This window comes from Allomesorhizobium camelthorni (assembly GCF_011045125.1).
GTDB classification, from domain to species: domain Bacteria; phylum Pseudomonadota; class Alphaproteobacteria; order Rhizobiales; family Rhizobiaceae; genus Allomesorhizobium; species Allomesorhizobium camelthorni.
In genome coordinates this window covers 55,087-79,384 of the sequence record NZ_JAAKZF010000011.1, presented here as the reverse complement: position 1 = coordinate 79,384, position 24,298 = coordinate 55,087, and the positions used below count along the sequence as shown (strand labels likewise).

Annotated in this window: 20 protein-coding genes; 6 read left to right on the top strand and 14 right to left on the bottom strand. The window is 64.4% G+C overall.

The window, feature by feature from the left end; all coding sequences use genetic code 11:
- The first annotated feature begins 12 nt into the window (after window positions 1–12).
- The 3 genes from G6N73_RS11375 to G6N73_RS11365 are packed head-to-tail and all read left to right on the top strand — an operon-like array spanning window position 13 to window position 2,110.
- Window positions 13–258 carry a DUF433 domain-containing protein gene (locus G6N73_RS11375; RefSeq protein ID WP_165027640.1) on the top strand — a complete coding sequence of 82 codons (246 nt, stop codon included), beginning with the start codon at window positions 13–15 and terminating at the stop codon, window positions 256–258.
- 3 nt (window positions 259–261) lie between these two features.
- A complete protein-coding gene (locus tag G6N73_RS11370) occupies window positions 262–627 on the top strand; it encodes a DUF5615 family PIN-like protein (protein WP_165027638.1) in 366 nt (121 codons plus the stop codon).
- A 28-nt stretch (window positions 628–655) separates the two neighbouring features.
- Entirely contained in the window at window positions 656–2,110 is a 1,455-nt protein-coding gene (locus tag G6N73_RS11365; RefSeq protein ID WP_165027636.1) for a glutamate synthase subunit beta, read from the top strand.
- A gap of 26 nt (window positions 2,111–2,136) precedes the next feature.
- Here the strand turns inward: G6N73_RS11365 and G6N73_RS11360 are convergent, their stop codons facing one another.
- Both G6N73_RS11360 and G6N73_RS11355 read right to left on the bottom strand, forming a co-directional pair.
- Complete coding sequence (locus G6N73_RS11360; protein WP_246251904.1) at window positions 2,137–3,417, bottom strand: SGNH/GDSL hydrolase family protein; 1,281 nt, start codon at window positions 3,415–3,417, stop codon at window positions 2,137–2,139.
- A 121-nt stretch (window positions 3,418–3,538) separates the two neighbouring features.
- Window positions 3,539–4,765 carry a lytic murein transglycosylase gene (locus G6N73_RS11355; RefSeq protein ID WP_165027634.1) on the bottom strand — a complete coding sequence of 409 codons (1,227 nt, stop codon included), beginning with the start codon at window positions 4,763–4,765 and terminating at the stop codon, window positions 3,539–3,541.
- A 208-nt stretch (window positions 4,766–4,973) separates the two neighbouring features.
- On the opposite strand from G6N73_RS11355, the gene galU reads away from it, so the two are divergent.
- Window positions 4,974–5,876, top strand: a complete 903-nt coding sequence (gene galU, locus G6N73_RS11350; protein WP_165027632.1) for a UTP--glucose-1-phosphate uridylyltransferase GalU — start codon at window positions 4,974–4,976, stop codon at window positions 5,874–5,876.
- A gap of 4 nt (window positions 5,877–5,880) precedes the next feature.
- On the opposite strand, the gene G6N73_RS11345 is transcribed toward galU, so the two are convergent.
- Window positions 5,881–7,587 (bottom strand): outer membrane beta-barrel protein, encoded by a 1,707-nt coding sequence (locus G6N73_RS11345; protein WP_165027630.1) that lies wholly within the window; start codon window positions 7,585–7,587, stop codon window positions 5,881–5,883.
- A 148-nt stretch (window positions 7,588–7,735) separates the two neighbouring features.
- Between G6N73_RS11345 and G6N73_RS11340 the strand changes: the two genes are divergently transcribed.
- Window positions 7,736–8,737, top strand: a complete 1,002-nt coding sequence (locus G6N73_RS11340; RefSeq protein ID WP_165027628.1) for a KpsF/GutQ family sugar-phosphate isomerase — start codon at window positions 7,736–7,738, stop codon at window positions 8,735–8,737.
- Between the two features lie 80 nt (window positions 8,738–8,817).
- On the opposite strand, the gene G6N73_RS11335 is transcribed toward G6N73_RS11340, so the two are convergent.
- The 11 genes from G6N73_RS11335 to G6N73_RS11285 form a co-directional block, all read right to left on the bottom strand.
- Window positions 8,818–9,276 (bottom strand): NfeD family protein, encoded by a 459-nt coding sequence (locus G6N73_RS11335; RefSeq protein ID WP_165027626.1) that lies wholly within the window; start codon window positions 9,274–9,276, stop codon window positions 8,818–8,820.
- A gap of 11 nt (window positions 9,277–9,287) precedes the next feature.
- Window positions 9,288–10,238: an SPFH domain-containing protein gene (locus tag G6N73_RS11330; RefSeq protein ID WP_165027624.1), complete on the bottom strand. Its 951-nt coding sequence runs from the start codon at window positions 10,236–10,238 to the stop codon at window positions 9,288–9,290.
- A gap of 321 nt (window positions 10,239–10,559) precedes the next feature.
- On the bottom strand, window positions 10,560–11,624 hold the full coding sequence (gene hemH / locus G6N73_RS11325; RefSeq protein ID WP_165027622.1) for a ferrochelatase: 1,065 nt from the start codon (window positions 11,622–11,624) through the stop codon (window positions 10,560–10,562).
- A gap of 136 nt (window positions 11,625–11,760) precedes the next feature.
- Window positions 11,761–13,818: a 5'-nucleotidase C-terminal domain-containing protein gene (locus G6N73_RS11320; RefSeq protein ID WP_165027619.1), complete on the bottom strand. Its 2,058-nt coding sequence runs from the start codon at window positions 13,816–13,818 to the stop codon at window positions 11,761–11,763.
- Window positions 13,819–13,962: 144 nt separating this feature from the next.
- Entirely contained in the window at window positions 13,963–15,216 is a 1,254-nt protein-coding gene (locus G6N73_RS11315; protein WP_165027617.1) for a phenylacetate--CoA ligase family protein, read from the bottom strand.
- Window positions 15,217–15,300: 84 nt separating this feature from the next.
- Complete coding sequence (gene omp10, locus G6N73_RS11310) at window positions 15,301–15,690, bottom strand: outer membrane lipoprotein Omp10 (RefSeq protein WP_165027615.1); 390 nt, start codon at window positions 15,688–15,690, stop codon at window positions 15,301–15,303.
- Between the two features lie 238 nt (window positions 15,691–15,928).
- On the bottom strand, window positions 15,929–17,374 hold the full coding sequence (locus G6N73_RS11305) for a homospermidine synthase (protein WP_165027613.1): 1,446 nt from the start codon (window positions 17,372–17,374) through the stop codon (window positions 15,929–15,931).
- A gap of 169 nt (window positions 17,375–17,543) precedes the next feature.
- A complete protein-coding gene (locus G6N73_RS11300; RefSeq protein WP_165027611.1) occupies window positions 17,544–18,440 on the bottom strand; it encodes a heme-dependent oxidative N-demethylase family protein in 897 nt (298 codons plus the stop codon).
- A gap of 290 nt (window positions 18,441–18,730) precedes the next feature.
- Complete coding sequence (locus tag G6N73_RS11295) at window positions 18,731–19,390, bottom strand: aminotransferase class IV family protein (RefSeq protein ID WP_165027609.1); 660 nt, start codon at window positions 19,388–19,390, stop codon at window positions 18,731–18,733.
- Window positions 19,339–20,436: an aminodeoxychorismate synthase component I gene (locus tag G6N73_RS11290; protein ID WP_165027731.1), complete on the bottom strand. Its 1,098-nt coding sequence runs from the start codon at window positions 20,434–20,436 to the stop codon at window positions 19,339–19,341. Before G6N73_RS11290 ends, G6N73_RS11295 begins: the two co-directional genes overlap by 52 nt.
- A 214-nt stretch (window positions 20,437–20,650) precedes the next feature.
- Entirely contained in the window at window positions 20,651–22,486 is a 1,836-nt protein-coding gene (locus G6N73_RS11285; protein ID WP_165027607.1) for a M3 family oligoendopeptidase, read from the bottom strand.
- Between the two features lie 153 nt (window positions 22,487–22,639).
- On the opposite strand from G6N73_RS11285, the gene G6N73_RS11280 reads away from it, so the two are divergent.
- Window positions 22,640–24,154 (top strand): sigma-54-dependent transcriptional regulator, encoded by a 1,515-nt coding sequence (locus G6N73_RS11280; protein WP_165027604.1) that lies wholly within the window; start codon window positions 22,640–22,642, stop codon window positions 24,152–24,154.
- Window positions 24,155–24,298: the final 144 nt, after the last annotated feature.

Sequence of the window (24,298 nt, the reverse complement as noted above, 5' to 3'; positions counted from 1 at the left end):
TGGAACACAGAAATGAAAACCGCTGACGGAAAGTCGAGAATTGTGGCCGACCCGGAAATCCGGTTTGGAAAACCGACCATTCGTGGCACCCGGATCACGGTTGAGGACGTGTTACGGCTTGCATCGCGAGGATTGTCCACAGCCGAGATTCTAGAGCAGTACCCGCGTCTGACGGAACAGGACGTTTTGGCTGCGAACGAATTTGCGGCGGATCACATCCGGGATGCGTTCACCTCTCACCCGGAAGCGGCTGAGTAAGGGGTGCGGTATCTCGCAGATGAATGCCTCGGGCGTTTGATCGTCTCCAAGCTGCGCGATCATGGTCACGATGTGGAGTGGGTTGGAGATGTATCCAAAGGAATACCCGATGAATTGGTGCTCGCTTGGTCGGTCCGGGACGAACGGGTGCTCCTTACAGAGGATTTTGACTATGGCGACCTGATCTTTTCGCGAGGTCATCCGGCATATGGAGTCGTAGTACTCCAGCTTTCAACCTTTCCGGGTCCGTGGGACGAAGTCGCTTCGGCAGTTGTGGAACGGCTGGCTGACCAGGAAAGCAGGTTCCTCGGTAATTTGACGGTCCTTGGCCGGACACGCATCAAACCGCGTGAACTTCCTGCGCGGTGATGTGGGCAGCTATCAATTCGGAGTAAAGATGGGCAAGGTAACAGGTTTTCTCGAGATCGACCGGCAGGTGCACAAGTACCAGCCGGCTTCCGACCGCATCCGGCATTTTCGCGAATTCACGCTGCCGATGTCGGACAAGGAGGTCGAGAAACAGGCCGCGCGCTGCATGGATTGCGGCATACCGTTCTGCCATGGCCCGACCGGCTGCCCGATCCACAACCAGATCCCGGACTGGAACGACCTCGTCTATGCCGGCGATTGGGACAACGCGATCCGCAACCTCCATTCGACCAACAATTTCCCGGAGTTCACCGGCCGCATCTGCCCGGCGCCGTGCGAGGAAGCCTGCACGCTGAACCTCGAGGACATCCCCGTCGCGATCAAGACGATCGAGCAGGCGATCGCCGACAAGGCCTATGAACTCGGCCACATCCGGCCCTATCCGCCGGAGAAGAAGACAGGCAAGCGCGTCGCCGTCATCGGCTCCGGGCCGGCGGGCATGGCGGCGGCGCAGCAGCTCGGCCGCGCGGGGCACGACGTCCATGTCTATGAGCGCGAGAGCCGCCCCGGCGGGCTGATGCGCTTCGGCATTCCCGATTTCAAGATGGAGAAGCATTTCATCGACCGGCGTGTCGAGCAGATGCAGGGCGAGGGCGTCACCTTCCATTGCGGCGTCAATGTCGGCGTCGACAGACCGGTCGAGGAACTGCTCGCCGAGTATGACGCGGTGCTCTATTGCGGCGGCTCCGAAACGCCGCGGGCGGCCGGCATTCCGGGCGACGACCTCGACGGCGTGCATGACGCGATGCCTTATCTCGTCCAGCAGAACAAGCGCGTCGGCGGCGAGAACATCCAGTCGGTTGCGTGGCCGGAAAAGCCGATCGTGGCGGCGGGCCAGCACGTCGTCGTGGTCGGCGGCGGCGACACGGCGTCCGACTGCGTCGGCACCGCCTTCCGGCAGGGCGCGGTGCGCGTCACCCAGCTCGACATCCGGCCTCAGCCGCCGGAAAGGGAAAACAAGCTCGCGGTCTGGCCCTACTGGGCGACCAAGATGCGGACCTCGTCCAGCCAGGCGGAGGGCGCCGAGCGCGAGTTCCAGGTGGCGACGCTGGAATTCATCGGCGAGGAAGGGCAGCTCACCGGCGTTAGGTGCTGCGAGGTCGACGAGAAGCGCCAGCCGATCGCCGGCACCGAATTCGTCATCCGCGCTGATCTTGCCTTCATCGCCATCGGCTTCGCCGGCCCTTTCCGCGACGGCATCGTCAAGGAGCTGGAAGGAAAGCTTGCGATCGGCACCGACGCGCGCCGCTCCACCAATGTCCAGGCCAACGATCGCGACTACCGGACCAGCGTCGACCGGCTCTACGCTGCCGGCGATGTCCGCCGCGGCCAATCTCTCGTGGTATGGGCGATCCGCGAGGGCCGGCAGGCCGCCCGCTCGATCGACGAAGCGCTGATGGGGTCGAGCGTCCTGCCGAGATAGCCGTTCGTTCGCAGCAGCTATCTCGCTCAGCGGCCGATTGCGGTCGTCGTTTCCGCGCTGTCCGGCGTGGCGGCCGGAACGGGCGGCTTGCGTGGCCGCGAAAAATCGTCGGCCCTGCCGGGCGCCGCTTCGGGAGCCACGCCCTCGATCGCCAGCCTTTCGCCGGGTGTGCGGGCCTCTTGCTTCTTCTTAGGCGCCTGCGCGCCGAGAAGCTCGGTCCCGCCATCAAGCTGTGGGTCGGCGAGCGAAATCGGAACCGTGCGGTCGACGGGCGCGGCGTTCGGCGTACCGGGTGCAACGGGCGTTGCCGGCGCCAATGCGAACGGGTCCGGGCCGGTGGTTTCGCCCAATATCTTGTTCAGGGGCTTTTCGGCGTAAAAGGCGATCTTGCGCTTTCCGGCCGCCGTCATGTTGATGCCGTCGCCCGAGCGCAGCCGCGCCGGCTGCCCGTTCACGTCCGGGCCGGTGGTCACGAACGCGCCGTTCTCGTCGACGAAGCCATCCCAGATGTCGATGAACTCCGCACCCGCGCCCTCGGCCGAAGTCCGATAGATGTCGTTGAACGCAAGCATGTCGGACGTCATCTTGGACGATTTGAAAGCCGGCATGCCGACCCAGACGAACGGCACCTTGCCGTCCGCTATGGTCTTGCCGAACTTCTCGGCGCGTAGCGTGTACTCCTTGGTCCAGCCTTCGGACCTGACCGGTTCGCGCTCACCTGCCGCCTTTATCTGCTGGCGGTCGTTGGAGCCGAGCATCACCACGATTGCGGAAGGCTTTTCCTCCTCGACGATGCCGGCGATTTCGCCCGGCCAGTCGAAGAAGTCGTCGCGCACGAAGCCCGACGAGCCGTTCGACCTGTCGACCACTTTCACACGCGGGTTTTCGGCATAGGCTTCTGCCAGCCCCTCGGCCAGTCCGCTGGCAAGAAAATCGCCGACCACCAGCACGATCTTTGCGTCGGCAAGCTTCTCGACGGCCGGCACTTCCGGTTCCGCCGGCGCCGCCCTCTCAACATTGCGACGGGCGACCGACTTGCGCGCCTGGCCGGTGCTCCTGCGGATGACTTTCCGTCTTGCGCCGGGCACCTCGCGCCTCGGCACCGCCCGCTGCGGCGCCACCCGCTGCGGCGCCACCCGCCGCTCCCTGCGCGGAAAGATCCAAAGATTGCGCAACCACGGACGGTATTCCTGCGCGGCGACCTGGATCGGCGCGCCGATCGAAAAGCCGGTGACCAGCACCGCAAGCGCAAGCATCATCGCAAACAAGCGCCGTGCGGCGAACCAGATGCGCTGATGCGATGGCAATGTCTTCTCCCGCTAAGAACCAGAAGCGAAGTTTCGCGGAGCGTAGCGAACCTTCGGGTAGTGCGCTCAAGTCAAAATAGGTCACAGCTCCTTCCGGTTCCACCCGGAACGGAATCGCGCGCTAGCGCTGCCTGAGCGTCGACAGCACTTCCATGCTCGGATGGCCGTCCGGCTCCAGGCCCAACTGCGCCTGGAAAGCCTTGATCGCCGAGCGGGAGCCTTCGCCGATCTTGCCATCGAACTTGCCGTCGTAATAGCCGTGAGCCGACAGTCTCTGCTGAAGCTCCTGCTTTTCCTCGAAGGACAGCTTGGTGAACGGCCGCTTCCAGTCCTGCACAAGGCCGCCATAGCCGGCGATTTCATCGGCGAGCAAGCCAACCGCCAAGGCATATTTGTCGGCATTGTTGTAGCGCTTGATGACCGAGAAGTTTTTTGTCATCAGGAATGCCGGTCCGCCGCGGCCGTCCGGCACTTTGAGTTCCGCCTTGTCGGAGCCGTTGCGGAATGGCTTGCCGCTGGCGCGCACGACGCCGATGCTCTGCCACTTGGCGAGCGACATGGAGCCGGCGGGGAATTTCCGGCCCGCCGGCAGGGTGACTTCGTAGCCCCAGGTCTTTCCGGCCTGCCAGCCATTCTTGCGCAGGAGATTGGCGGCGGTCGCCAGCGCGTCCGGGATAGAGGTCCAGATGTCGCGCCGGCCGTTGCCGTCGGCGTCGACCGCGTAGGCCTGGTAGGAGGTCGGGATGAACTGCGTGTGGCCCATGGCGCCGGCCCAGGAGCCGGTGAGGTGGCTCTCGTCTATGTCGCCGCTCTGCAGGATCTTCAGCGCCGCGATCAGCTGGGTGCGTGCGAATTTGGCGCGCCTCTTGTCGGCATAGGCGAGCGTGGCGAGCGAGCGCACGACATTGCGCATGACCTTGTCGTTCTTCAGGATCTCGCCGTAATTCGATTCCATCGACCAAATGGCCAGCAGAATGTGCCTGTCGACGCCGAATTTCGCCTCGATGCGGTCGAGCCACGGTTTCCATTTGCGCGCCATTTGGCGGCCGACCGCGACCGAGTTCTCATGCACGCGGTTGTCGAAATAGTCCCATACCGGCGCGGTGAACTCAGGCTGATAGCGGGCCTTCTCGAGAACCTCGGGATCAATATCGGTGACACCCCGGAAGGCGCGGTCGTAGGTCGCGCCCGAGACGCCGTTCTGCGTGGCGGTGGCCCGGAAGCTCGCGACCCAGCGCTGGAAGCCGGCGTCGGCCGAAGCGGGTCCGGCCGAGAAGAAAAGGGCGAGCGATAGGCCGGCAGCCGCCAAGACGCTCCCTAGGCGAATTGCGGTCTTGCGAACGAGCATCTGTTCCCTCCTTGAAAGCGTGCGGAAGACTCATTTTCGTCGAAGCCGGTTATCAATCGGTTTACCATAGCGCCGCGAGAACCAAAATCGGCCGGAACGCTTGATTGCCCCACACTGAAATTCGATTTTTCGCAGTAATGTTCAATTCCGGCATCAACATGTCATTCTTTGTGATTGCAGCCGGCCCATCGGAACGGATAATTGCGCCATGAAAAAAGTCCGCAAAGCAGTCTTCCCGGTCGCCGGTCTCGGCACGCGCTTCCTCCCGGCGACGAAATCGATCCCCAAGGAAATGCTGACCGTCGTCGACAAGCCGGTGATCCAGTATGTGGTGGACGAGGCGCGCGAAGCCGGCATCGAGCACTTCATCTTCGTGACCGGCCGCAACAAGGGCGTCATCGAGGATCATTTCGATCTGCAGTTCGAGCTCTACGACACGCTGGCGCAGCGCGGCAAGGACGACCAACTCGCACATCTTCAGCGCCTGCAGCCGGGTCCGGGCCAGACCAGCTTCACCCGCCAGCAGGTTCCGCTCGGTCTTGGCCATGCCGTCTGGTGCGCGCGCGACCTGGTCGGCGACGAGCCGTTCGCGCTGCTCCTGCCCGACATGATCATGCAGGCCGACAAGAGCTGCCTTAAGGCCATGGTCGAACTTTACGCAGAGACCGGCAACAACATCATCGCCGTGCAGGAATGCGATCCGGCCGAAACCCACAAATACGGCATCGTCGGCAAGGGCGAGGACATCCATACCGGTTTCGAGATCACCGGCATGATCGAGAAGCCGAAGGCCGGAACCGCGCCGTCCAATCTCTACATCAACGGCCGCTACATCCTCCAACCCGAGATATTCAAGGTGCTGGAAGGGCAGGAGCGTGGCGCGGGCAACGAAATCCAGCTCACCGACGCCATGCTCAAACTCGAAAAGCAGCAGCCCTTCTTCGGCTATCACTATCGGGGACGCACTTTCGACTGCGGCTCGCCGGAAGGCTTCATCGAGGCGAATGTCGCCTTCGCGCTGTGGCGCGCCGATATGCATGAGAGCATGTCGGCCACCATCGAGGCGCTTCTGGACGAGATCCAGCCGCTTGAGCGTCGCGAAGTGGGCTGAGCTGCTACCGCTGCAGTTTCAGGCCGAGAAACACGCTGTTGGCCTCATATTCCCGGTCGGGCAGATTGCTGTCCATCATCTCATGGCGCAGCCGGCCGGTGAGGCCGCCATAGCGGTTCAGCCACCACGTCGCACCCGCTTCGGCGGTCAGGATCAGATCGTGGCCGTCGGATTCGGCATAGTCGCGGTAGCCGGCGCCGACCGAGGCGTTGGCTGTCAGATTGGCGCGGATTTCGCGCTCCACGCCAATGCGCGCGGCATGCAGGATGGAGCCGCTTTCGCCGGCGGTCGTGGTGCCCTCCACGGACGTCGCCGCGGCTAGATTGACGATAGTGCCGCGCTCGGGCGACCAGGCGAGGTCTGCGTTCAGCGTCGGGCCCGAGAGCGGGTCAAGCCGGTCGTCGTCGAACGTTTCCCTTATCCAGCCGGCAGAGAACTCGCCGGTCAGCTTTTCGGTGAGGTCGAGCTCCAGTCCCGCCCGCGCGCCGACCCGGTCCGAAGACCGCTGGAAGCCGCTTGCATCCTCTTCCAGCGTATATTGCCGCCGGCCGAATTCGGCCTCGACGAAGGGCGTCAGCGCCGGCGAAATCTCATAGCCGCCGCGCAGCACGACGGCGCCCAGCGTGAAGTCGCGGTCTTCCTGCGAAAGCGTTCCGCCGCTCGACAGATCCGCGTCGCCATAGGTGTGGTGCTCGACCAGGCCGGTGATGCCGAAGCGGGCCTTGCCGACATCCTTTTCGAAGCCGAGGCTTCCGTTGAAGGTCTGGCGCAGCGGCTGCGACACGGTTCCCTCGATCACCACCGGCGACGACGCCGATTCCGGCCCGGCCTCGTAGCCGAGTTCGGCCAGCGCGCGGTAGTCGTTGGCAATATCCAGCGCCAGCGCCGCGTCGATGCCGCCCCTGGTCTCGTCGATTTCGTCGCCTGAGATCGTCTTTCTGAAATTGCCGTAGGCGTCGATCGTCGCGGTGTGGCGGCTCCAGTCCGATATGGCGTTGAGCCGCAAGGTCGTTTCCGAAAGCGTGGCCGGTTCGCCGCCGCTGCTCGCATCGGCGTTGGATGTCGCCGTCACGCCCTGTTCCAGTGTCGGCCGTATGATAAACGTCCCGACGCGGATGCCGGTGGCGGCAAACGGATTGTCCTCTTCGATCCCGTCAAGGCCTTCGATCGCCTCGATGCGTCCGGCGCCCTCGTCGAGCGCCAGATCTTCCGCCGAATCGATCGTGTCGACGCGCTCGGTCCCGGTGATCACTTCATCGACTGTAGCGCCTTCGGTGGTTTCGGCCGTTTCCGCCGCGCGCCGCTCAGATGCCGTCTGCGGCCGCGCCCGTGTGCGCGCTTCCTCGGCGCGCTGCCTGGCGGTCGTCGGCACGCGGGACGGAATGGGCGGATCGTCCGCGAAAGGATCGTCGGCGACATCGGCCGGCGCGAAAATGCTGTCGTTGTCGTCGGCAGGCTCCTCCGCCACCGCGCCGGGGCTCACCGGGACATAGCGGGGAAAAGGCTGGTTTGGTTCGACAGCCGCCTGGTCCGGAGCGCGCGACAGCAGCGAACCGGTGATCTCCGTTTCGGCGACGGCGCCGCGAAGGCCGCTTTCCTGGGCGAGAGCTGGTGCGGCCCACAGCAATGCCGCCGCGCTCACCGACAGCAGCCGGTAACCGGCTGCCGGGCGAGGCGCGCTTTTCGTCGATACTGGGCGAACCTGCGGCATCGTCACCTTGCTGGAAGGCGCGCTGGCGCCATGCTTACCGAACCGTAAATGGCGATGGTTAATGGAGGGTTGAGGCGGCGCCGTCGAACTGTCGAGCCGCGCGATAAATATTGGACAGCCGCGCGGCAAAACGCTAAGCGCATCGTCCATGCATGCTGAAACCTTGAAGAAGCGGAAGCCCGAGCGGGAGGCGTCGATTGCATCCGCGCTCCGCACCGTCCGCACCGAACAAGCCGGCGTGGCCGCGCTGGCAGACGCTCTGGAGAACGGCGTCGCCGGACCGTTTGCCGAAGCGGTCGAGCTCCTGTCGCAGATCAACGGCCGGGTGATCGTCACCGGCGTCGGCAAGAGCGGCCATATCGGCTCCAAGATCGCCGCCACGCTTGCCTCGACAGGCACGCCCGCCTTCTTCGTCCATCCGTCCGAAGCCAATCACGGCGATCTCGGCATGATCGCGCGCGACGACGCCATCGTCGCCATATCGTGGTCGGGCGAAACCGCCGAACTCAAGGGCATCATCGCCTATTCGCGCCGTTTCCTCATTCCGCTGATTGCCGTCACCGCCGGGCATAGTTCGGCGCTGGCCCGCCAGGCGGACGTGGTGATAAGCCTGCCGCGCGCCGCGGAAGCCTGCCCGCACGGGCTGGCGCCTACCACATCGACGCTGCTGCAACTCGTCGTCGGCGATGCGCTGGCCATTGCGCTGCTCGAGGCGCGAGGCTTCACGCCTGACCATTTCCGCACCTTCCATCCGGGCGGCCAACTCGGCGCCAATCTGACGCAGGTGCGCGAGATCATGCACACCGGCGACGAACTTCCGCTTGTCCGGCTCGGCGCCGGCATGCCCGAGGCCATCCGCGAGATTTCGCAAAAGGGTTTCGGCTGCGTCGGAGTGGTGGCCGCCGACGGAACGCTCAAGGGCGTCATCACCGACGGCGACATAAGGCGCCACCTCGGCAACAACCTTCTGGCGATGACGGTTGAAGAGGTGATGACGAAGGAGCCGAAATCTGTCGGGCCCGAAACGATCGTCGCCACGGCGCTGCAGACGATCAATTCCTCATCGATCACCAGCCTGATGGTCATCGAGGACGGCCGCGCGGTCGGCCTAGTGCATCTGCATGACCTGCTCAGGATCGGCGCGGCTTAGAGTATGATCCCGAACCGAAGGTCCGCGCAGCGAAAAGTTGCAGACTTTTCGGACAAGATCATACCGCCAAATAACTCGGCTCAGACCGCCTCGACGATCAGCTCCGAGTCCGATGCGGCCTTGACCCGGACACGCGTGCCGGACGGCAAATCGGGGCCTGACACCCTCCACAATGTGTCGCCGAGCTGGATGCGTCCGCGCCCCTCGCGGATCGGCTCGGTCAGAGTTGCGGTGCGCCCGATCATTTGTTCGCCGCGAAGGTTGAGCAGCGGCTGGTCGGTTTCGGCGTTTCTGCCGCCCATCAGCCTGTGGCCGAGATAGGCCGCGACCAGTGCCAGCGCCAGGAACGCGACCACCTGCACCTGCCAGATCCAGAAGCCGGCATCCCAGATCAGCAGCGACACCGCCCCGATGACCAGGGCGGCCAGCGCGATCCACAGCAGGTAGAAGCCGGGAACGACGAGTTCCAGCGCGAGCAGCGCGAAGCCGAGAACCATCCAGTTCCACGGCCCGAGTTCGACAAAGATGCTTTCGAGCATTGCCGCTATCCTCAACCCTGGTCGGGCCGCACCACCGGCGGCCGCGCCGCCTGGCGCTGCGCCCCGGCGGTGCCTTCGTTGCGGAAGACCTCCTGCGCGATGGCGCCGATGCCGCCCAGCGAGCCGATCAGCGAAGCGGCCTCAATCGGCAGCAGCACGACCTTGCTGTTGTTGGCCGAACCGATCTTGGCCATCGCCTCGGTGTATTTGAGCGCGACGAAATAGTTGAGGGCCTGCACGTCGCCCTTGGCGATCGCCTCGGATACGACCTGCGTGGCGCGCGCCTCGGCTTCGGCCGCGCGCTCGCGCGCCTCCGCGTCGCGGAAGGCTGCTTCCTTGCGGCCCTCGGCCTCCAGCACCTGCGCTTGCTTCAGGCCCTCGGCCTCGAGGATCTGCGCGCGCTTGGTGCGCTCGGCCATCATCTGGCGGGCCATGGAGTCGACCAGATTGGCCGGCGGGTTGATGTCCTTGATCTCGACGCGGGTCATCTTGATGCCCCACGGGCTCGCCGCCTCGTCGACGATGCGCAGCAGGCGGTCGTTGATGGTGTCGCGGTTGGACAGCAACTCGTCCAGATCCATCGAACCCATGACCGAGCGGATATTGGTCATGGTGAGATTGAGGATCGCGTTCTGAAGGTTGGTTATCTGATAGGCCGCCTGCGGCGCGTTGAGCACCTGGAAGAAGGCCACGCCGTCGACCGCGACGATGGCGTTGTCGCGGGTGATGACCTCCTGCGTTGGCACGTCCAGCACCTGCTCCATCATGTTCATCTTGGCGCCGATGCGGTCGATGAAGGGGATGATCAGGTTCAAGCCCGGCGTCAGCGTCTTGGTGTAGCGGCCGAAGCGCTCGACCGTATAGTTGTAGCCCTGGCCGACAGTCTTGATGCTGGTGAACAGTACCAGCAGGACGAGAATGACAAGGATCGGAATGATGATGTCGAGGCCGGTGAACGGCATGAAAGTTCCCCCTGGAAATGCGGCCGGCATAGTCGGCCGCCGGTTTCTGCTGAAACTTCTAATTGGGTTTCGGCGTCGACACAATCACGAGCGGAATGTCTGTCGTCGTAGAGCATGTAGTGACCGTCGAGGCATGGATTCCCAACACTCTCCGCTCGTTCCTCGCTCACGAGGTCGGGAATGACGAACGCATAGAGGCATGCTGAAAATCGTCAACGCCGGAGATTGGCAGGAGCCTCCATCAGATCCGTCATTCCCGACCTCATGAGCGAGGAACGAGCGGAGAGTGTCGGGAATCCATGCGGCACAGCGCAGATCTTTTTATACCCAGCCTGACAATTCGCGGCGCACCAGGGCCTCGATCACCGCCATGCCGCCGGGGCTGTCGTTGAGGCAGGGTATGTGGGCGAAGTTGGCCCCGCCCGCATGCAGGAAGATCTCGCGGGCCTCGACTGCGATCTCCTCCAGCGTCTCGATGCAATCCGACGAGAAACCGGGATTGACGATTGCAATCGACTTAACACCTTCCCGAGCGAGCCTTTCCACCGTCTTGTCGGTATAGGGCTGCAGCCATTCCTGCGCGCCGAAACGCGACTGGAAGGTGGTGATCAGCTTTTCCTCTCCCCAGCCCAGCCGCTCGCGCACCAACCGTGTCGTCTCCAGGCAGTGCCAGTAATAGGGATCACCCTTGTCGGAATAGGCTTTTGGGATGCCGTGGTAAGAGGCGATGACCACCTCCGGCGCGAAATCGAGAGAGGCGAGGTGCGTCTCGATCGAGCGGGCGACGGCGTCGATATAGACCGGATCGTCGTAATAGGCCGGCACGCTGCGGACAGCCGGCTGCCGGCGCATTTTCGCCAGCGCGGCGAACAGCTTGTCGTTCGCGGTCGCTGTCGTCGTTGCCGAGTATTGCGGATAGAGCGGCAGGACCAGCAGGCGGCCGCAGCCCTGCGCCACCAGGCGCTCCGCCACGCTTTTCGTCGACGGGCTGCCATAGCGCATCGCCCAGTCGACAACGATTTGCGGCTCGCCGCGCAGCGCCTCGGCGAGCTTCTCGCTCTGCGACCGGGTATAGGTGCGCAGCGGGGATTCGTCGCGCTCCCTGTTCCAGATCTTGCGGTAGTTCGCTCCGGATTTCTTCGGCCTGGTGTTCAGCACGATGCCGTAGAGGATCGGATACCAGGCGATGCGCGGTAGTTCGATCACGCGGGGGTCGGAAAGAAACTCCCTGAGATAGCGCCACATCGAGCCGAAGTCGGTGCCGTCAGGCGTGCCGAGATTGACCAGCATGACGCCGATCTTTTGCGATTTCAGCGCCGGATGCCCGGACGGCGATTGGCCGCCCGTCTCGGCTTTCGATGTCTTGCTGGTTTTCGCGGCATCCATTCAGCGCTTCTCCGGTAACGGCCGGGAACCTAGCCGCATGACCGTGGAATACAATGCTGCGTCTGGCCGCACCTCGCCATGAAAAAAGCCCGCCCGGATGTTCCGGACGGGCTCTCTTTCATCGCGGCCGGGACGCTCAGCTTGCCGGCGGAACCTTCAGCGTCGCCCCGACCGGCAGCTTCTTGGGCGCATATTGCGGGTTGGCCTCGGACAGCGCCTTCCACTTGAACCCGTCGCCATAGATCTTTTCGGCGATATCCCAGAAATTATCGCCTGGGACGACCACATGTCTGTCGGGCATGGCCGTCGCCGCGGGCTCGGCTGCTGCGGGTGCTGCCGCCATTTCCGGTTCGGCCGGCTTTGCCGGCTCCGCCGCCGGGGCAGGTTCGACAACCGGCGCGGCCGCCGCGGTTTCAGGCGCGGCTTCGACCGTCGGCGCTGCCGTGGCGATCTCGCCGGATGCGGCCGGCAAATCGGGCATCTTGATCGCCGCTTCAGGCGCGGGCGCTGGTTCAGCGGCGGCGACTGCGGGAGCCGGCTCTGCCGCCGGCGCTGGCTCAGCTGCCGGTGCTGCTGCGACCGCCGCACCTACCTCGGTGATGCGCCCTTCAAGTTTCGGCGCATAGGGTTGGTTCGCCGCGAGATAGTCGGCGACCACCTGTTCAAGGCTCGGGCCGTAATCATAAGCGTTCTGCGCGTTCTCGGCGAACAGCTTGTAGCCGTCGCCGCCGCCGCGCACGAAATTGTTGGTGGCGATCGTGTAGGTCTTGGCCTCGTCGATCGGGGCCCATGCGCCGCCTTCCATCACTTCGAGCGACTTCAGCCGCCCCTCATTGGGCGCGACCGACTTGTCGAAGGAATATTTCAGGCCGGCCACCTGCGGGAACTTGCCCTTGCCTTCCTCGATCTCGGAAAGGCCGGCCTCGATCGAGGCCTTGAGGTCCTTGCCGGTCAACTGGAAGGTCGCCAGCGTGTTCTGGAACGGCAGCACGGTCAGCACTTCGCCCATCGTCACCTTGCCGGCGTCGATGGAGGCGCGGATGCCGCCGCCGTTCTGGATGGCGATCGTCACGCCCTGGTCCTTGGTACGGTCGATCATCGCGTCGGCAATCAGATTGCCCATCTCGCATTCCTTGGCGCGGCAGGTTTCGCGGCTGCCGTCGATCGTCGCCGTCGTCTCGGCGACCTCCTTGTTCTTCAACTCCTCGATCGGCGCGCCGAGTTCCTTGATGCGAGCCAGCACCGCCTCGTCCGGCTTGATCGACTTGTCGAGATAGAGCGGATCGCCCTTGGCCTCCTTGACGACGCCATTGTCGTCGAAGGTGACGGTGAACTCGCCGAGATATTTGGAATAGGACGCGGCCTGCGTCACCGGAACCTTATACCCCTCGGGATTGTCGACCATGGTCGGGTAGGGGCCTTCGGCCTTGTCGTCGGTATTGGACAGAAGCGAGTGCGAATGCCCGCCCACCACCACGTCGACGCCGGGGATTTTCGCGATCATCTCCTTGTCGCGCGGGTAGCCGACATGGGTCAGCGCGATGATCTTGTTGACGCCGGCGGCCTTCAGCTTCTCGACCTCGGCGGTGATCGTCTTGATGTCGTCCTCGATCGTGATGTTCGGGCCGGGCGAAGCGACTTCCGGCGTGTCGTTGGTGACCGCGCCGACGATGCCGATCTTCTGGCCGCCGACGTCGAGCGTGATCGACGGCTTGATGCGGTCGCCGACCTTCGACTGCGCATTGGCGTTTACGTTGGCGGAGAGCACCGGAAACTTGATCACGTCGAGGAACGGCGCCAGCGCATCTTCGCCGTCGTCGAACTCATGGTTGCCGACGGTCATGGCGTCGAACTTCATCAGGTTCAGGAATTCGGCTTCGACCGCGCCCTTGAAGGTGGTGTAGAACAGCGAGCCCTGAAAATTGTCACCGCCATTGAGCAGCAGCACATTCTGGCCTTCGAGCGCCTTGCGCCGGTCCGTGATTGCGGTGACCAGGCGGGCCGCGCCGCCGATGCACTCGCCCTTGCCTTCCTCTTCGGCCGAGCAGGTCGATTCGAATTTGTTGTTGGATTCGATGCGGCTGTGCCAGTCGTTGATATGCAGGATGTTCAGCGTGTAGTCGGCAAAGGAAGCGCCCGCCGACATGGCGACTGCCGATGCCGATAGGGCTGCGATGGCGGCGAACTTCTTCATTTCAGTCTCCCGAGTGATCCCCTGTCGGAGCGCTTTGCGCGACTCCCATGACCGCTCATGCGAGACGGTCCCCGATCCATGTTCACATTGCGGTTTGCCGGATGCAAGAGGAATCCCGGGCTCTGGCGGGACCATCCGGTGCAATCAGGCGCTGTAGTCGCGCTCGTCGGAAATGACCTTGCCGTCATTGGCGAGCGAGCCGGGCGCTGCCAGGCGAACCGCGCCGCCGAGCTTGGTGATTTCGCGCAGCGAAGCCTCGACGCCGGCAAGATCGGGCGCAGCGCCGCTTGCCGCCTCGACATGCAGCACCATCGCGTCGCGGTCGCCGTCGCGGGCGACCACCAGCCGTGCCTTGGCAATTTCGGGATGCCGCCTGACCACCGCGGCGATCTGGGCCGGATCGACGAACATGCCCTTGACCTTGGTGCGCTGGTCGGCGCGGCCCATCCAGCCCTTGATGCGGGCGTTGGTGCGGCCGCAGGGCGACAGGCCGGGAAGGATCGCCGACATGTCGCCGGTGCCGAGCCGCACCAGCGGATAGCCGGCGTTGAAGCCGGTGACGACGATCTCGCCGACCTCGCTTTCCGCGACGGGGTCGCCGGTGCCAGGGCGAACGATCTCGACGATCAGCTTCTCGTTGAGGATCATGCCCGGATTGGGCGAGCCGTCGGCGGCAGCGCTCTCATAGGCGATGACGCCGAATTCGGCGGTGGCGTAGCATTGCAGCACGTCGATGCCGCGCGTCTTGTACTCGGCGCGCAGCGAGGGAAACAGCGCTCCGCCCGACACCAGCGCCAGCCGGAAGGAGGACAGGTCCTTGCCGGTCTCGGCGGCGCGGTCGAGCATGACCTTGAGGAAGTCCGGCGTGCCGCAGTAGACCGAGGGCCTCAGCGCCGCCGCTGCGTCGACCTGCATGTCGGTGTTGCCGGTGCCGGCCGGAAACAGGATGCAGCCGAGCGCGCGCGCGCCGGCGTCGAGGATGAAGCCGCCCGGCGTCATGTGATAGGCGAAGGCATTGTGGATGATGTCCCCGGCGCGGATGCCGGCGGCGAAGAAGGCGCGGGCGGTGTTTTCCGCGACATCCTCGCCGAGCTCCGGCTCCCATAGCGGGCCGGGCGAGTGGAACACGCGGTTGCCCCGCAACGCGGCCGGATCGGCAAAGCCGCCGAAGGGCGGATCGGCCTGCTGGAATTCCATCAGCCCGGATTTCCTGAGCACCGGCAGGCCGGCGAGCGCTGCGCGGTTCGTCACCGCCTCAGGGTCGATGTCGGCCAGCCAGCGGGCGAGGCCAGGCGCTGCCGCCGTCGCCCTGCGCAGGAATCCGGGAAGTGCCGCAAACAGCGCCGCCTCGCGCTCGGCGGGGTCTCGCGTCTCAAGGTCGTCGAAATGCTCGCTCATGCTGCCTCCCTCAGTCGCGGGAGGTTAGCGCGGCGCACAACAGCGCCGCAAGCAGACCTTGGCATGATTGGCTCCGGGGCCGGATCAGCCGACCGCCGGACGCCTCGTCAGCACGAATTGCTGGCCGGTGGAGCTGGTGCAGTTGAGCTGGTTGGAGGCGACCAGCGCGCAATTGACGCTTGAGGTCGTCTGGCGAATGAGCGATTTGACGGTGATCGCGACGTTCCGGTTGTCCACCATCTGGTAGCTGCCGTCGGCCAGCTTGTTGCCGGTGTCGAGCGCCGTCGTCTGGAACACCCCGCCCGAGAAGCGCGACACGGCGACGCCGTCTGTGCTCAGCCACTCGCCTTCCACGCCCGTCGGGGCGGCGGCCAATGGTCCCCCGCCGGGGCCGCCGGTCATGCAGCCGGCGAGGCCCGCCGCCACAGCGGCGATAGCGGCTGCGGAAAACAGTTTGCGCACCATGGCGATCATCCCTCTCTTCTCAAATCGTGATTGTGTCGCTTGGCGTACGCGGAAAATCAAGGCGCTCGCCGTTTTCAGGTCCCGCCTGGCCGGGTTTGCCCGAAAACTGTTTCGCATTTGTCACGGTCCCGCCGCCCCCGCAGATATTCTGCTTGCAGCTTCGGGCGCGAAGATTAGCACTCCCGGTAAACGGAAGCGAACCCCGATGCTCGCGCCGCTACGGCAGGCCGAGATTATGACGGCCTCTTTATCGGACCAGCATGTTGCGGAACTGCCAGGGGTCCTTCGTGTCGAGGTCTTCCGCGAACAGGCCGGGGCGGCCCTCCAGCGGAGTCCAGTCGGTGTAATAGCCCCTGACCGGCCCGAGATAGGGCGACTGCACTTCGAGGCAGCGCCGGTAGTCCATCTCGTCGGCCTCGACGATGCCTGCCTGCGGATTTTCCAGCGCCCAGACCATGCCGGCCAGAACCGCCGAGGTGACCTGCAGGCCGGTTGCGTTCTGGTAGGGCGCCAGCTTGCGCGCTTCGGCAAGCGAAAGCTGCGAGCCGTACCAATAGGCGTTCTTGGCGTGGCCGTAGAGCAGCACGCCGAGTTCGTCCACGCCGTCGACAAGTTCGTCCTCGTCGAGCACGTGATGCACCGGCTGCGCGTTGCCGCCGGACCCAAACATCTCGTGCAGCGACAGTATGGCGTCATTGCAGGGATGATAAGCGTAGTGACAGGTCGGACGGTAGGAGACCTTCCCCTTCTTGTCGCGCAGGGTGAAGAAATCGGCGATCGAGATCGACTCATTGTGAGTGACGAGAAAGCCGTATTGCGGTCCGGGCGTCGGGCACCATGTCCGTACCCGCGTATTGGCGCCCGGCTGTTCGAGGAAGATCGCGGCCTTCGAGCCCTTCTTCTGCTTGCGGGCGTTTTTCGGCATCCATTTCTCATGCGTGCCCCAGCCGAGTTCGGCCGGCTGCAGCCCCTCGGAAATGAAGCCTTCGACCGACCAGGTGTTCCAGAACACGTTCATCGGCTTGGGGTTCCTGGTGCGCTGCGTATCGCGCTCGGCGATGTGGATGCCTTTGACGCCGGCCTGCTTCATCAGCCGCGCCCAGCCTTCGCGGTCGCCTTCCGCCGGCTCGGCGAATTGGAGCCCGAGGTCGTTGGCGAGATCGACCAGCGCCTGCTTGACGAACCACGACACCATGCCCGGATTGGCGCCGCAGCAGGAGACGGCGGTGGCGCCGCCGGGATTCTTGCGGATCTCCTCGCGCACGGTTTCGCGCAGCGCATAGTTGGTGCGCGAGGCGTTGTCGGCCTTGGTATCGAAATAGAAGCCGAGCCAGGGTTCGACGACAGTGTCGACATAAAGCACGCCGAGCTTGCGGCAGAGCTTCATGAGTTCGAGCGAGGAGGTGTCGACCGAAAGGTTGACGCAAAAGCCCTGGCCGCCGCCCGCGGTCAGAAGCGGCGTCAGCAACTTCTTGTAGTTCTTCTTCGTAACCGCCTCCTGCAGGAAGGCGATGCCGCGTTCGTCGAGCAGCTTGCGGTCGTCGTCGCGCGGATCGATGACGGTCATGCGGGATTTGTCGAATTTGAAATGGCGCTCGATGAGGGGAAGCGTGCCGCGGCCGATCGACCCGAAGCCGATCATCACCACCGGGCCGGTTATCTCACCGTGGACGGGCCACTTTTCTTTCGCCATTCTTCAGACACTCCTGGTTCGCGCGTTATGCGTGTATCTCGACGGATGGTCGAGTTGAAGACCATAGTTCCTCGTCACAATAAAGCGAAAACCACAATGCTTGGTTAGCGTCTGTTTCGAAACTCGCTATGGCAGATGACCCGCCAGAGTAGAGTTTCCAAACAGACGCTTAGCGGACGCATGAGATGCCCCGCAGCACCGCCACCAGCCTGTCGCGGTCGGCGGTCAGGCCCTTATAGTCCAGCTGCGCCTCGTCGAGCCCTTCGAGCTGATCGGCAAAGGACGCGGCGAGCGCGGCGCGCTCAGGATGTTTTTCGATCGCCGCCAGCGGGTCGAGATGGATGCGGATGGTAAAAAGAATGTCGCCCGAAACCGGCAGCTTGCGCAGCGTTTGGCGCTCGACGCGGATGAAGGCCCGAGCCGCGATCTCGTCGCTCGAAAATTTCGGCGGCCGGTTCGTCGCCCGGTCCACGCGCTCCCGGTGCGAGAACGGCAGGTAAAGATCGTTGCCGGCCTGCAGCGACCAGTTCCAGCGCAGCACCGCCTGGCCCTGAAGGCTGTCGAACATGCGGCTTATCAGATCGGCGTTGCGGGTGCCGCCGCCGAATCCCGGCACCGGCGCGTGGATTTCATGCAGCGGCCGCCCGAATTTCTCGCCCAGCGACCAGGATGACGGAAAGCACAGCGACCCCGCCGCGAGCCGCCAGCCGTTCTCGCCCCTGCGCATCAGGATCAAATCTTCCTGGACGAGCAGGGATGCCGTGAGAAGCGGCGGCTCCGCTTCGTCGCCGTTTCGCGCGTTGCCCGTTAGCCGCTCAAGCAGTTCCGGATGATACCGGGCCAGATGCGCCTCGATGAGATCGAGCACTTCACGCTGCGCTTCCCGCGTATTCGGTTCCTCGACGAAAACCCTGTCGGGAACCGTCGCGTAGAGCCGGTGCTTCTCGGCCAGATACATGTCCAGATCGTCGCCGATCTCGATCCATTCGGCGAGGTCCAGCGGCTTCAGGCCGATCGAGAACGGCTTCGACGAGCCGTCATAGGGGGTATGGAGGGGAGGAGACAAGCCGAATTATCGTGACGGTTCAATGCTTAAAGCCATGGCGGAATCGTAGCGCGTTTCGATTGGCAGCGGTAGAGAATTGTCAAACTTGGCCTTCGGCAAAAACAGCGCATTCCTGTCCACCCCCTCTGTCCTGCCGGACATCTCCCCCGCAAGGGGGGAGATTTGCCTTCTCGAATGCCGCGTCCAGCTTGCGGCGCTGAAAGATTGGCGGCAGCGGCGAAGCTGCCAATCTCCCCCCTTGCGGGGGAGATGTCCGGCAGGACAGAGGGGGGTGGACAGGAGTGCTCTGTCTAACCCAGGCGCGCCCTGATCAGCCCGCGCAGCGAGTTGCCGACGAAAATCGCGTTCGCGCGGCGAAGATCGTCAACCTTCAGCACCGTTTCCCTGGCCTTGCCGCTTTCCAGCAACTCGCCGCGAAGCACGCCGGGCAGCAGGCCGCATCGCAACGGCGGCGTCAGCAGGACGCCGTCGCCCATATCGGCAAAGACATTGGTGATCGTGCCTTCGCAGACCTGCCCATGCTGGTTGAGCAGGATGACCTCGTCTGCCGCTTCGCGCGAAAATTCCGCGCGCGCCGCATCATAGACGGTGCGCCGCGTCGTTTTGTGGCGCAGCAGCGGATCGTTCGGGTCCAATCGGGTTTCGGCAATTCGCAGCATCCAGACAGCGTCCGGGGCGAGCGGCGTGAATGGCTGCGTCGTAACCTCCGCCTTACCGTCTCGTCGCAGCGTCAGGCGGACACGCAGCGGCGCGTCGCGGCCAGCGGCGTCTCGAAGCGCGCGATCGATCCCGGCCGGCGACAGCTTGAAACCAAGCTCGTGCGCCGAGCCTGCCAGCCTTGCCATATGCCGCTCCAGCCGCACGAAGCCACGCGCCGGCTCCCAGCGCAGCGTCTCGATCAGCTCGAAGCCGGCACCGTTCCCGTCGCGAACCGCGCTTTCAGAAGGCATTCCGCATACTCCTCCTCGGCGGTGGAATCGAAGACTATGCCGCCGCCGATATTGTAGACGGCCTCGCCGCCCGGAAAGAGCGAGATGGTGCGGATCGCCACCGAGAACCGCATCGTGCCGTCCGGCGCGATCCAGCCGATGGCGCCGCAATAGACGTCGCGCGGCGTCCCCTCCAGTGCGTGCAGGATTTCCATGGCGCGGATCTTCGGCGCGCCGGTGATCGACCCGCACGGAAACAGTGCGGCGAAGATCTGGGCGATCGTCAGATCGGGCAGGAGTTTCGCGCGCACCCGGCTCACCATCTGGTGCACAGTCGGGTAGGTCTCGATACGGAAAAGCTCCGGCACGTCGAGCGTGCCGACCTCGCTGATCAGCGAGATGTCGTTGCGCAACAGATCGACGATCATGCGGTTTTCCGCCTGGTTCTTCGGGTCGTTGCGCAGGAATTCGCGCTGCGCCTTGTCCTCCGCCTCCGTCGCGCCGCGCGGGGCGGTGCCTTTCATCGGATGCGTCTCGATCCAGCCTTTGCGGTCGATCTCGAAGAAGAGCTCTGGCGAGCGTGACAGGACGAGCGGCTCGCCGAGACAAACCAGCGCGCCGTATTTTACCGGCTGGCGCGCCGTCAGCGCATTGAAGGCCGCGAGCGCCTCGCCCGACCATTGCGCGTTTACCGGAAAAGTCAGATTGGCCTGATAGCAGTCGCCCTCGCGCAGATGCCGGTGCAGCCGCGCGAACCGCTTCTCGTAATCCTCGAACGACCAGCTTGCCCGCGCGTCGAAGATCGGCCCGTTGCTGGGGGGCGCTTGCCGGTCGGGCGGGGAGGCGTCGGATGGGCCGTCGAACACGCCGAGGCAGAAGAGCGGCGCGCGCCGACTTTCAGGCAGAAGCGGCCTGAGCTTCGGCTCGAACAGATAGCCGGCCTCATAGGAGAAATAGCCGGCAAGCCACTTTCCCGATTCATGGGCGGCCTGCGCCGCTTCCAGCGCCGGGAAGAAACTTTCCGCCGTATCAGGAGCGATGATCTCGCGCGGCTGCTCGAACAGCACCTCGCGCCCGGCCGGGTCGTCGCGGAAGAGGACGAAGGGTGAAGCGCTTTTACCCTCCCCCTTGAGGGGAGGGTCGGCGAGCGGCCGCCGTGGAGCGGCGGGTGCGAGACGGGGTGGGGGTGGAAAAGAAGATGCCACGCTTGTTACGACCCCCACCCCGATCCGCTGCGCGGATCGACCCTCCCCTCAAGGGGGAGGGTAAAGCCAACCTGTCTCACTCCAGCGCTTCCAATTCGTCGATCAGGTCGCCGATCATGCTGAGTCCGATCTGCCAGAAGGCTGGATCCGTGGCGTCTAGCCCGAACGGCGCCAGGATCTCGGAGTGATGCTTGGTGCCGCCGGCCCGCAGCATGTCGAAATACTTCTCCTGAAAGCCGCGCTCGGCGTTCTGGTAGACGGCGTAGAGCGAGTTCACCAGGCAGTCGCCGAACGCGTAGGCATAGACGTAGAAGGGCGAGTGGATGAAGTGCGGGATGTAGGTCCAGAACGTCTCGTAGCCCTCGCGCAGCCTGATTGCCGGTCCCAGGCTGTCGGCCTGCACCTCCAGCCAGAACTGGCCGAGCCGGTCGGCGGTCAACTCGCCATTCTTGCGCTCGGTGTGCACCTTGCGCTCGAACTCGTAGAAGGCGATCTGGCGCACCACCGTGTTGATCATGTCCTCGACCTTCTGGGCGAGCATGGCCTTGCGCTCGCGGCGGTCGATGGTTTTGTCCAGCAGCGAGCGGAAAGTCAGCATCTCGCCGAACACCGAGGCGGTTTCGGCGAGCGTCAGCGGCGTCGAGGCCATAAGCGGCCCCTGGGCGCCGGCCAGCACCTGGTGCACGCCGTGGCCGAGCTCGTGCGCCAGCGTCATCACATCGCGCGGCTTGCCCATGTAATTGAGGAGCACATAAGGGTGCGCCGACGGCACGGTCGGATGCGCGAATGCGCCCGGCGCCTTGCCCGGCCGCACCGGTGCGTCGATCCAGCGGCGGTCGAAGAATTTCCGCGCAATGTCGGCCATGTCGGGCGAAAAGCGGTGATAGGCCGACAGAACCGTGTTTTTTGCTTCGTCCCATCCGATGGTCGCCTGCGGTGTTTCGGGCAGCGGCGCGTTGCGGTCCCAATGGTTCATGGTCTCCATGCCGAGCCAGCGCGCCTTCATCGCATAATAGCGATGCGACAGACGCGGATAGGCCTCGCGAACGGCCATGGCAAGCGCATCCACGACGCTCCGCTCGACGCGGTTGGCGAGATGCCGCGAATCGGCGATGTCCTCGAAGCCGCGCCAGCGGTCGGAGATCTCCTTGTCCTTCGACAGCGTGTTGGTGATCAGCGTGAAGGTGCGCAGATTCTCCTTGAAGGTCTTCGCCAGCGCTTCGGCGGCGGCGCGGCGCACCTCGCCGTCGGGGTCCTGAAGCTTGTTGAGCGTCGGCTCCAGCGTGAGTTCCTCGCCGCCGACCTCGAAGCGCAGATCGGTCATCGTCTCGTCGAACAGCCGGTTCCAGGCGCCGCGTCCGGTTATCGACTTTTCGTGGAACAGCTGCTCGATGCGGTCCTCGAGCTGGTAGGGCTTGTCCTTCCGGAGATCGAGCACCCAGGGCCGGTAGTGGCCGAATGCCGGGTCGGCGTCGAGCGCGGACAGAATCAGCGCATCGTCCACCAGGTTCAGTTCGAGCGCGAAGAAAAGCAGATGCGCGCTGGCGTCGGTCATCTTCTCCTGCACGTCGCCATAAAGCTTGGCGCGCTGCGGGTCGGAAGTGTCGCCTGCATAGATCAGCCCGGCATAGGAGGCGATCTTGCCGACCAGTTCCTCGATTGCCTCATATTCGCGCAGCGCCTCGCCGAGGCGGCCTTCGGCGCCACGCGCGGCTTCACTCGCAAGCGTGCCTTTCCAGCGTTCCTCAAAGGCGACGGCGTCCTCGGCGGCCTTCGCCAGGTCGCGCCTCAGCTCGGGCGCATCCATGCCCGGATAGAGGTCGCCGAGATCCCATTCCGGCAGGTCTCCAAGTGCGGAGGGAGCCTGGCTTGCCGCCAGGGAGGCGGCCTTTGCGCCGGGGTTCAATGCCATGATGTCCGCCTTCCGATTCCAGGTATGCGCCGCGTAAACCCGAACGCTCGATTCCCCGGCTTTTTCGAAGCCATTTATTTAGAACCCTGTGCCAGGATGATCCAGACGGCAATAACGCCCGTACCCGCCATCTGCTAACGAAATATGTCATTCATGGCAGCCTGCATACTCATAGTCGACGACGATCCCGTGCAGCGCCGGCTGCTCGAGGCTGCGGTGACGAAATTCGGCCACTCGGCGCTCGTCGCCGATGGCGGCGAGGCGGCGCTGAAGCTGCTGGAGGGGCCTGAGGCCCGTCCGGTCGCCGTCGTCATCCTCGATCTCTCAATGCCCGGGCTGGACGGCATCGGCGTGCTCAAGGCCATGGCCGAGCGCGGCATCCATCTGCCGGTCATCGTGCAGACCGCGCAGGGCGGCATCGAGACCGTGGTGCTGGCGATGCGCAACGGCGCGTTCGACTTCGTCGTCAAGCCGGCCTCGCCGGAGCGGCTGCGCACGGCCATCGACAATGCGCTCAAGGTCGAGGCGCGCGAGATGGAGGCGAAGCGCTCCTCCAAACGCGGCGGCGGCACGCTCTCCTTCAAGGATATCGTCACCCGCAGCCCGGCCATGGACCGCGTGCTCAGGCTGGCGCAGAAAGCCGCCGCCTCCAACATTCCGATCCTCATCGAGGGCGAATCGGGCGTCGGCAAGGAACTCGTCGCCCGGGCCATCCAGGGCTCCGGCGAGCGCCGTTCAAAACCCTTCGTCACGGTCAATTGCGGCGCCATCCCCGACAATCTGGTCGAAAGCATCCTGTTCGGCCACGAGAAGGGCTCGTTCACGGGCGCGACCGAAAAGCACGCTGGCAAGTTCGTCGAGGCGCATTCGGGAACGCTGTTCCTCGACGAGATCGGCGACCTGCCGCTCGACGTGCAGGTCAAGCTCTTGCGCGCGGTTCAGGACGGCGAGGTCGACCCGGTCGGCGGGCGCTCGACCGTCAAGGTCGATATAAGGCTGATCTCGGCCACCCACCGCAACCTGCTGCAGCAGGTCAAGGACGGCAAATTCCGCGAGGACCTGTTCTACCGGCTGAACGTCTATCCGATTTTCGTGCCGCCGCTGCGCGACCGCCGCGACGACATTCCGCATCTCGTGCGCCATTTCATGGGGCGCGTCGCGCCCACTGAGGCGCGCGGTCGCATCACCGACATCTCGGCGCGCACTCTGTCGATGCTTCAGGCCTATGACTGGCCGGGCAACATAAGGCAGCTCGAAAACGCCATCTTCCGGGCCACCGTGCTGTGCGAAGGCGAAACGCTGACCGAGGAGGAGTTCCCGCAGATCAGGGCGCAGGTCGAGGGCACCGTCAATCTGGATCGCGGCGAGCCGGAACCCGTTGCCGCCCCGCTGGAGGCCCAGCGCGCTCCAACTGAAGACAGGACCACGCCGTTGCGGCCGGCCGCGGAAATCCGGTTCGGCATACTGAAGGCGCTCGACGAGCGCGGCAATGTGCGCTCGCTGGCCGAGGTCGAGCTCGAAATGATCAGGATGGCGATCGACCATTACAATGGTCAGATGAGCGAGGTCGCGCGCAGGCTCGGCATCGGCCGCTCGACCCTCTACCGCAAGCTGAAAGAGTACGGGATCGACCCGGAAACGGGCCGCTCCGAAAAGCTCGCTTCCTGAGAAAAGGCCCGGCCAGCACGGCGTAAGCTTCGCGCTATAAGGCGTCGTTTACCATGAAATTCGTTCGGCATTTTTGCCGGGATATCGCCATGGGGCTGCCGCATTTCGACTTCAATAAACTGTGATTAACCATTAGGATCGATA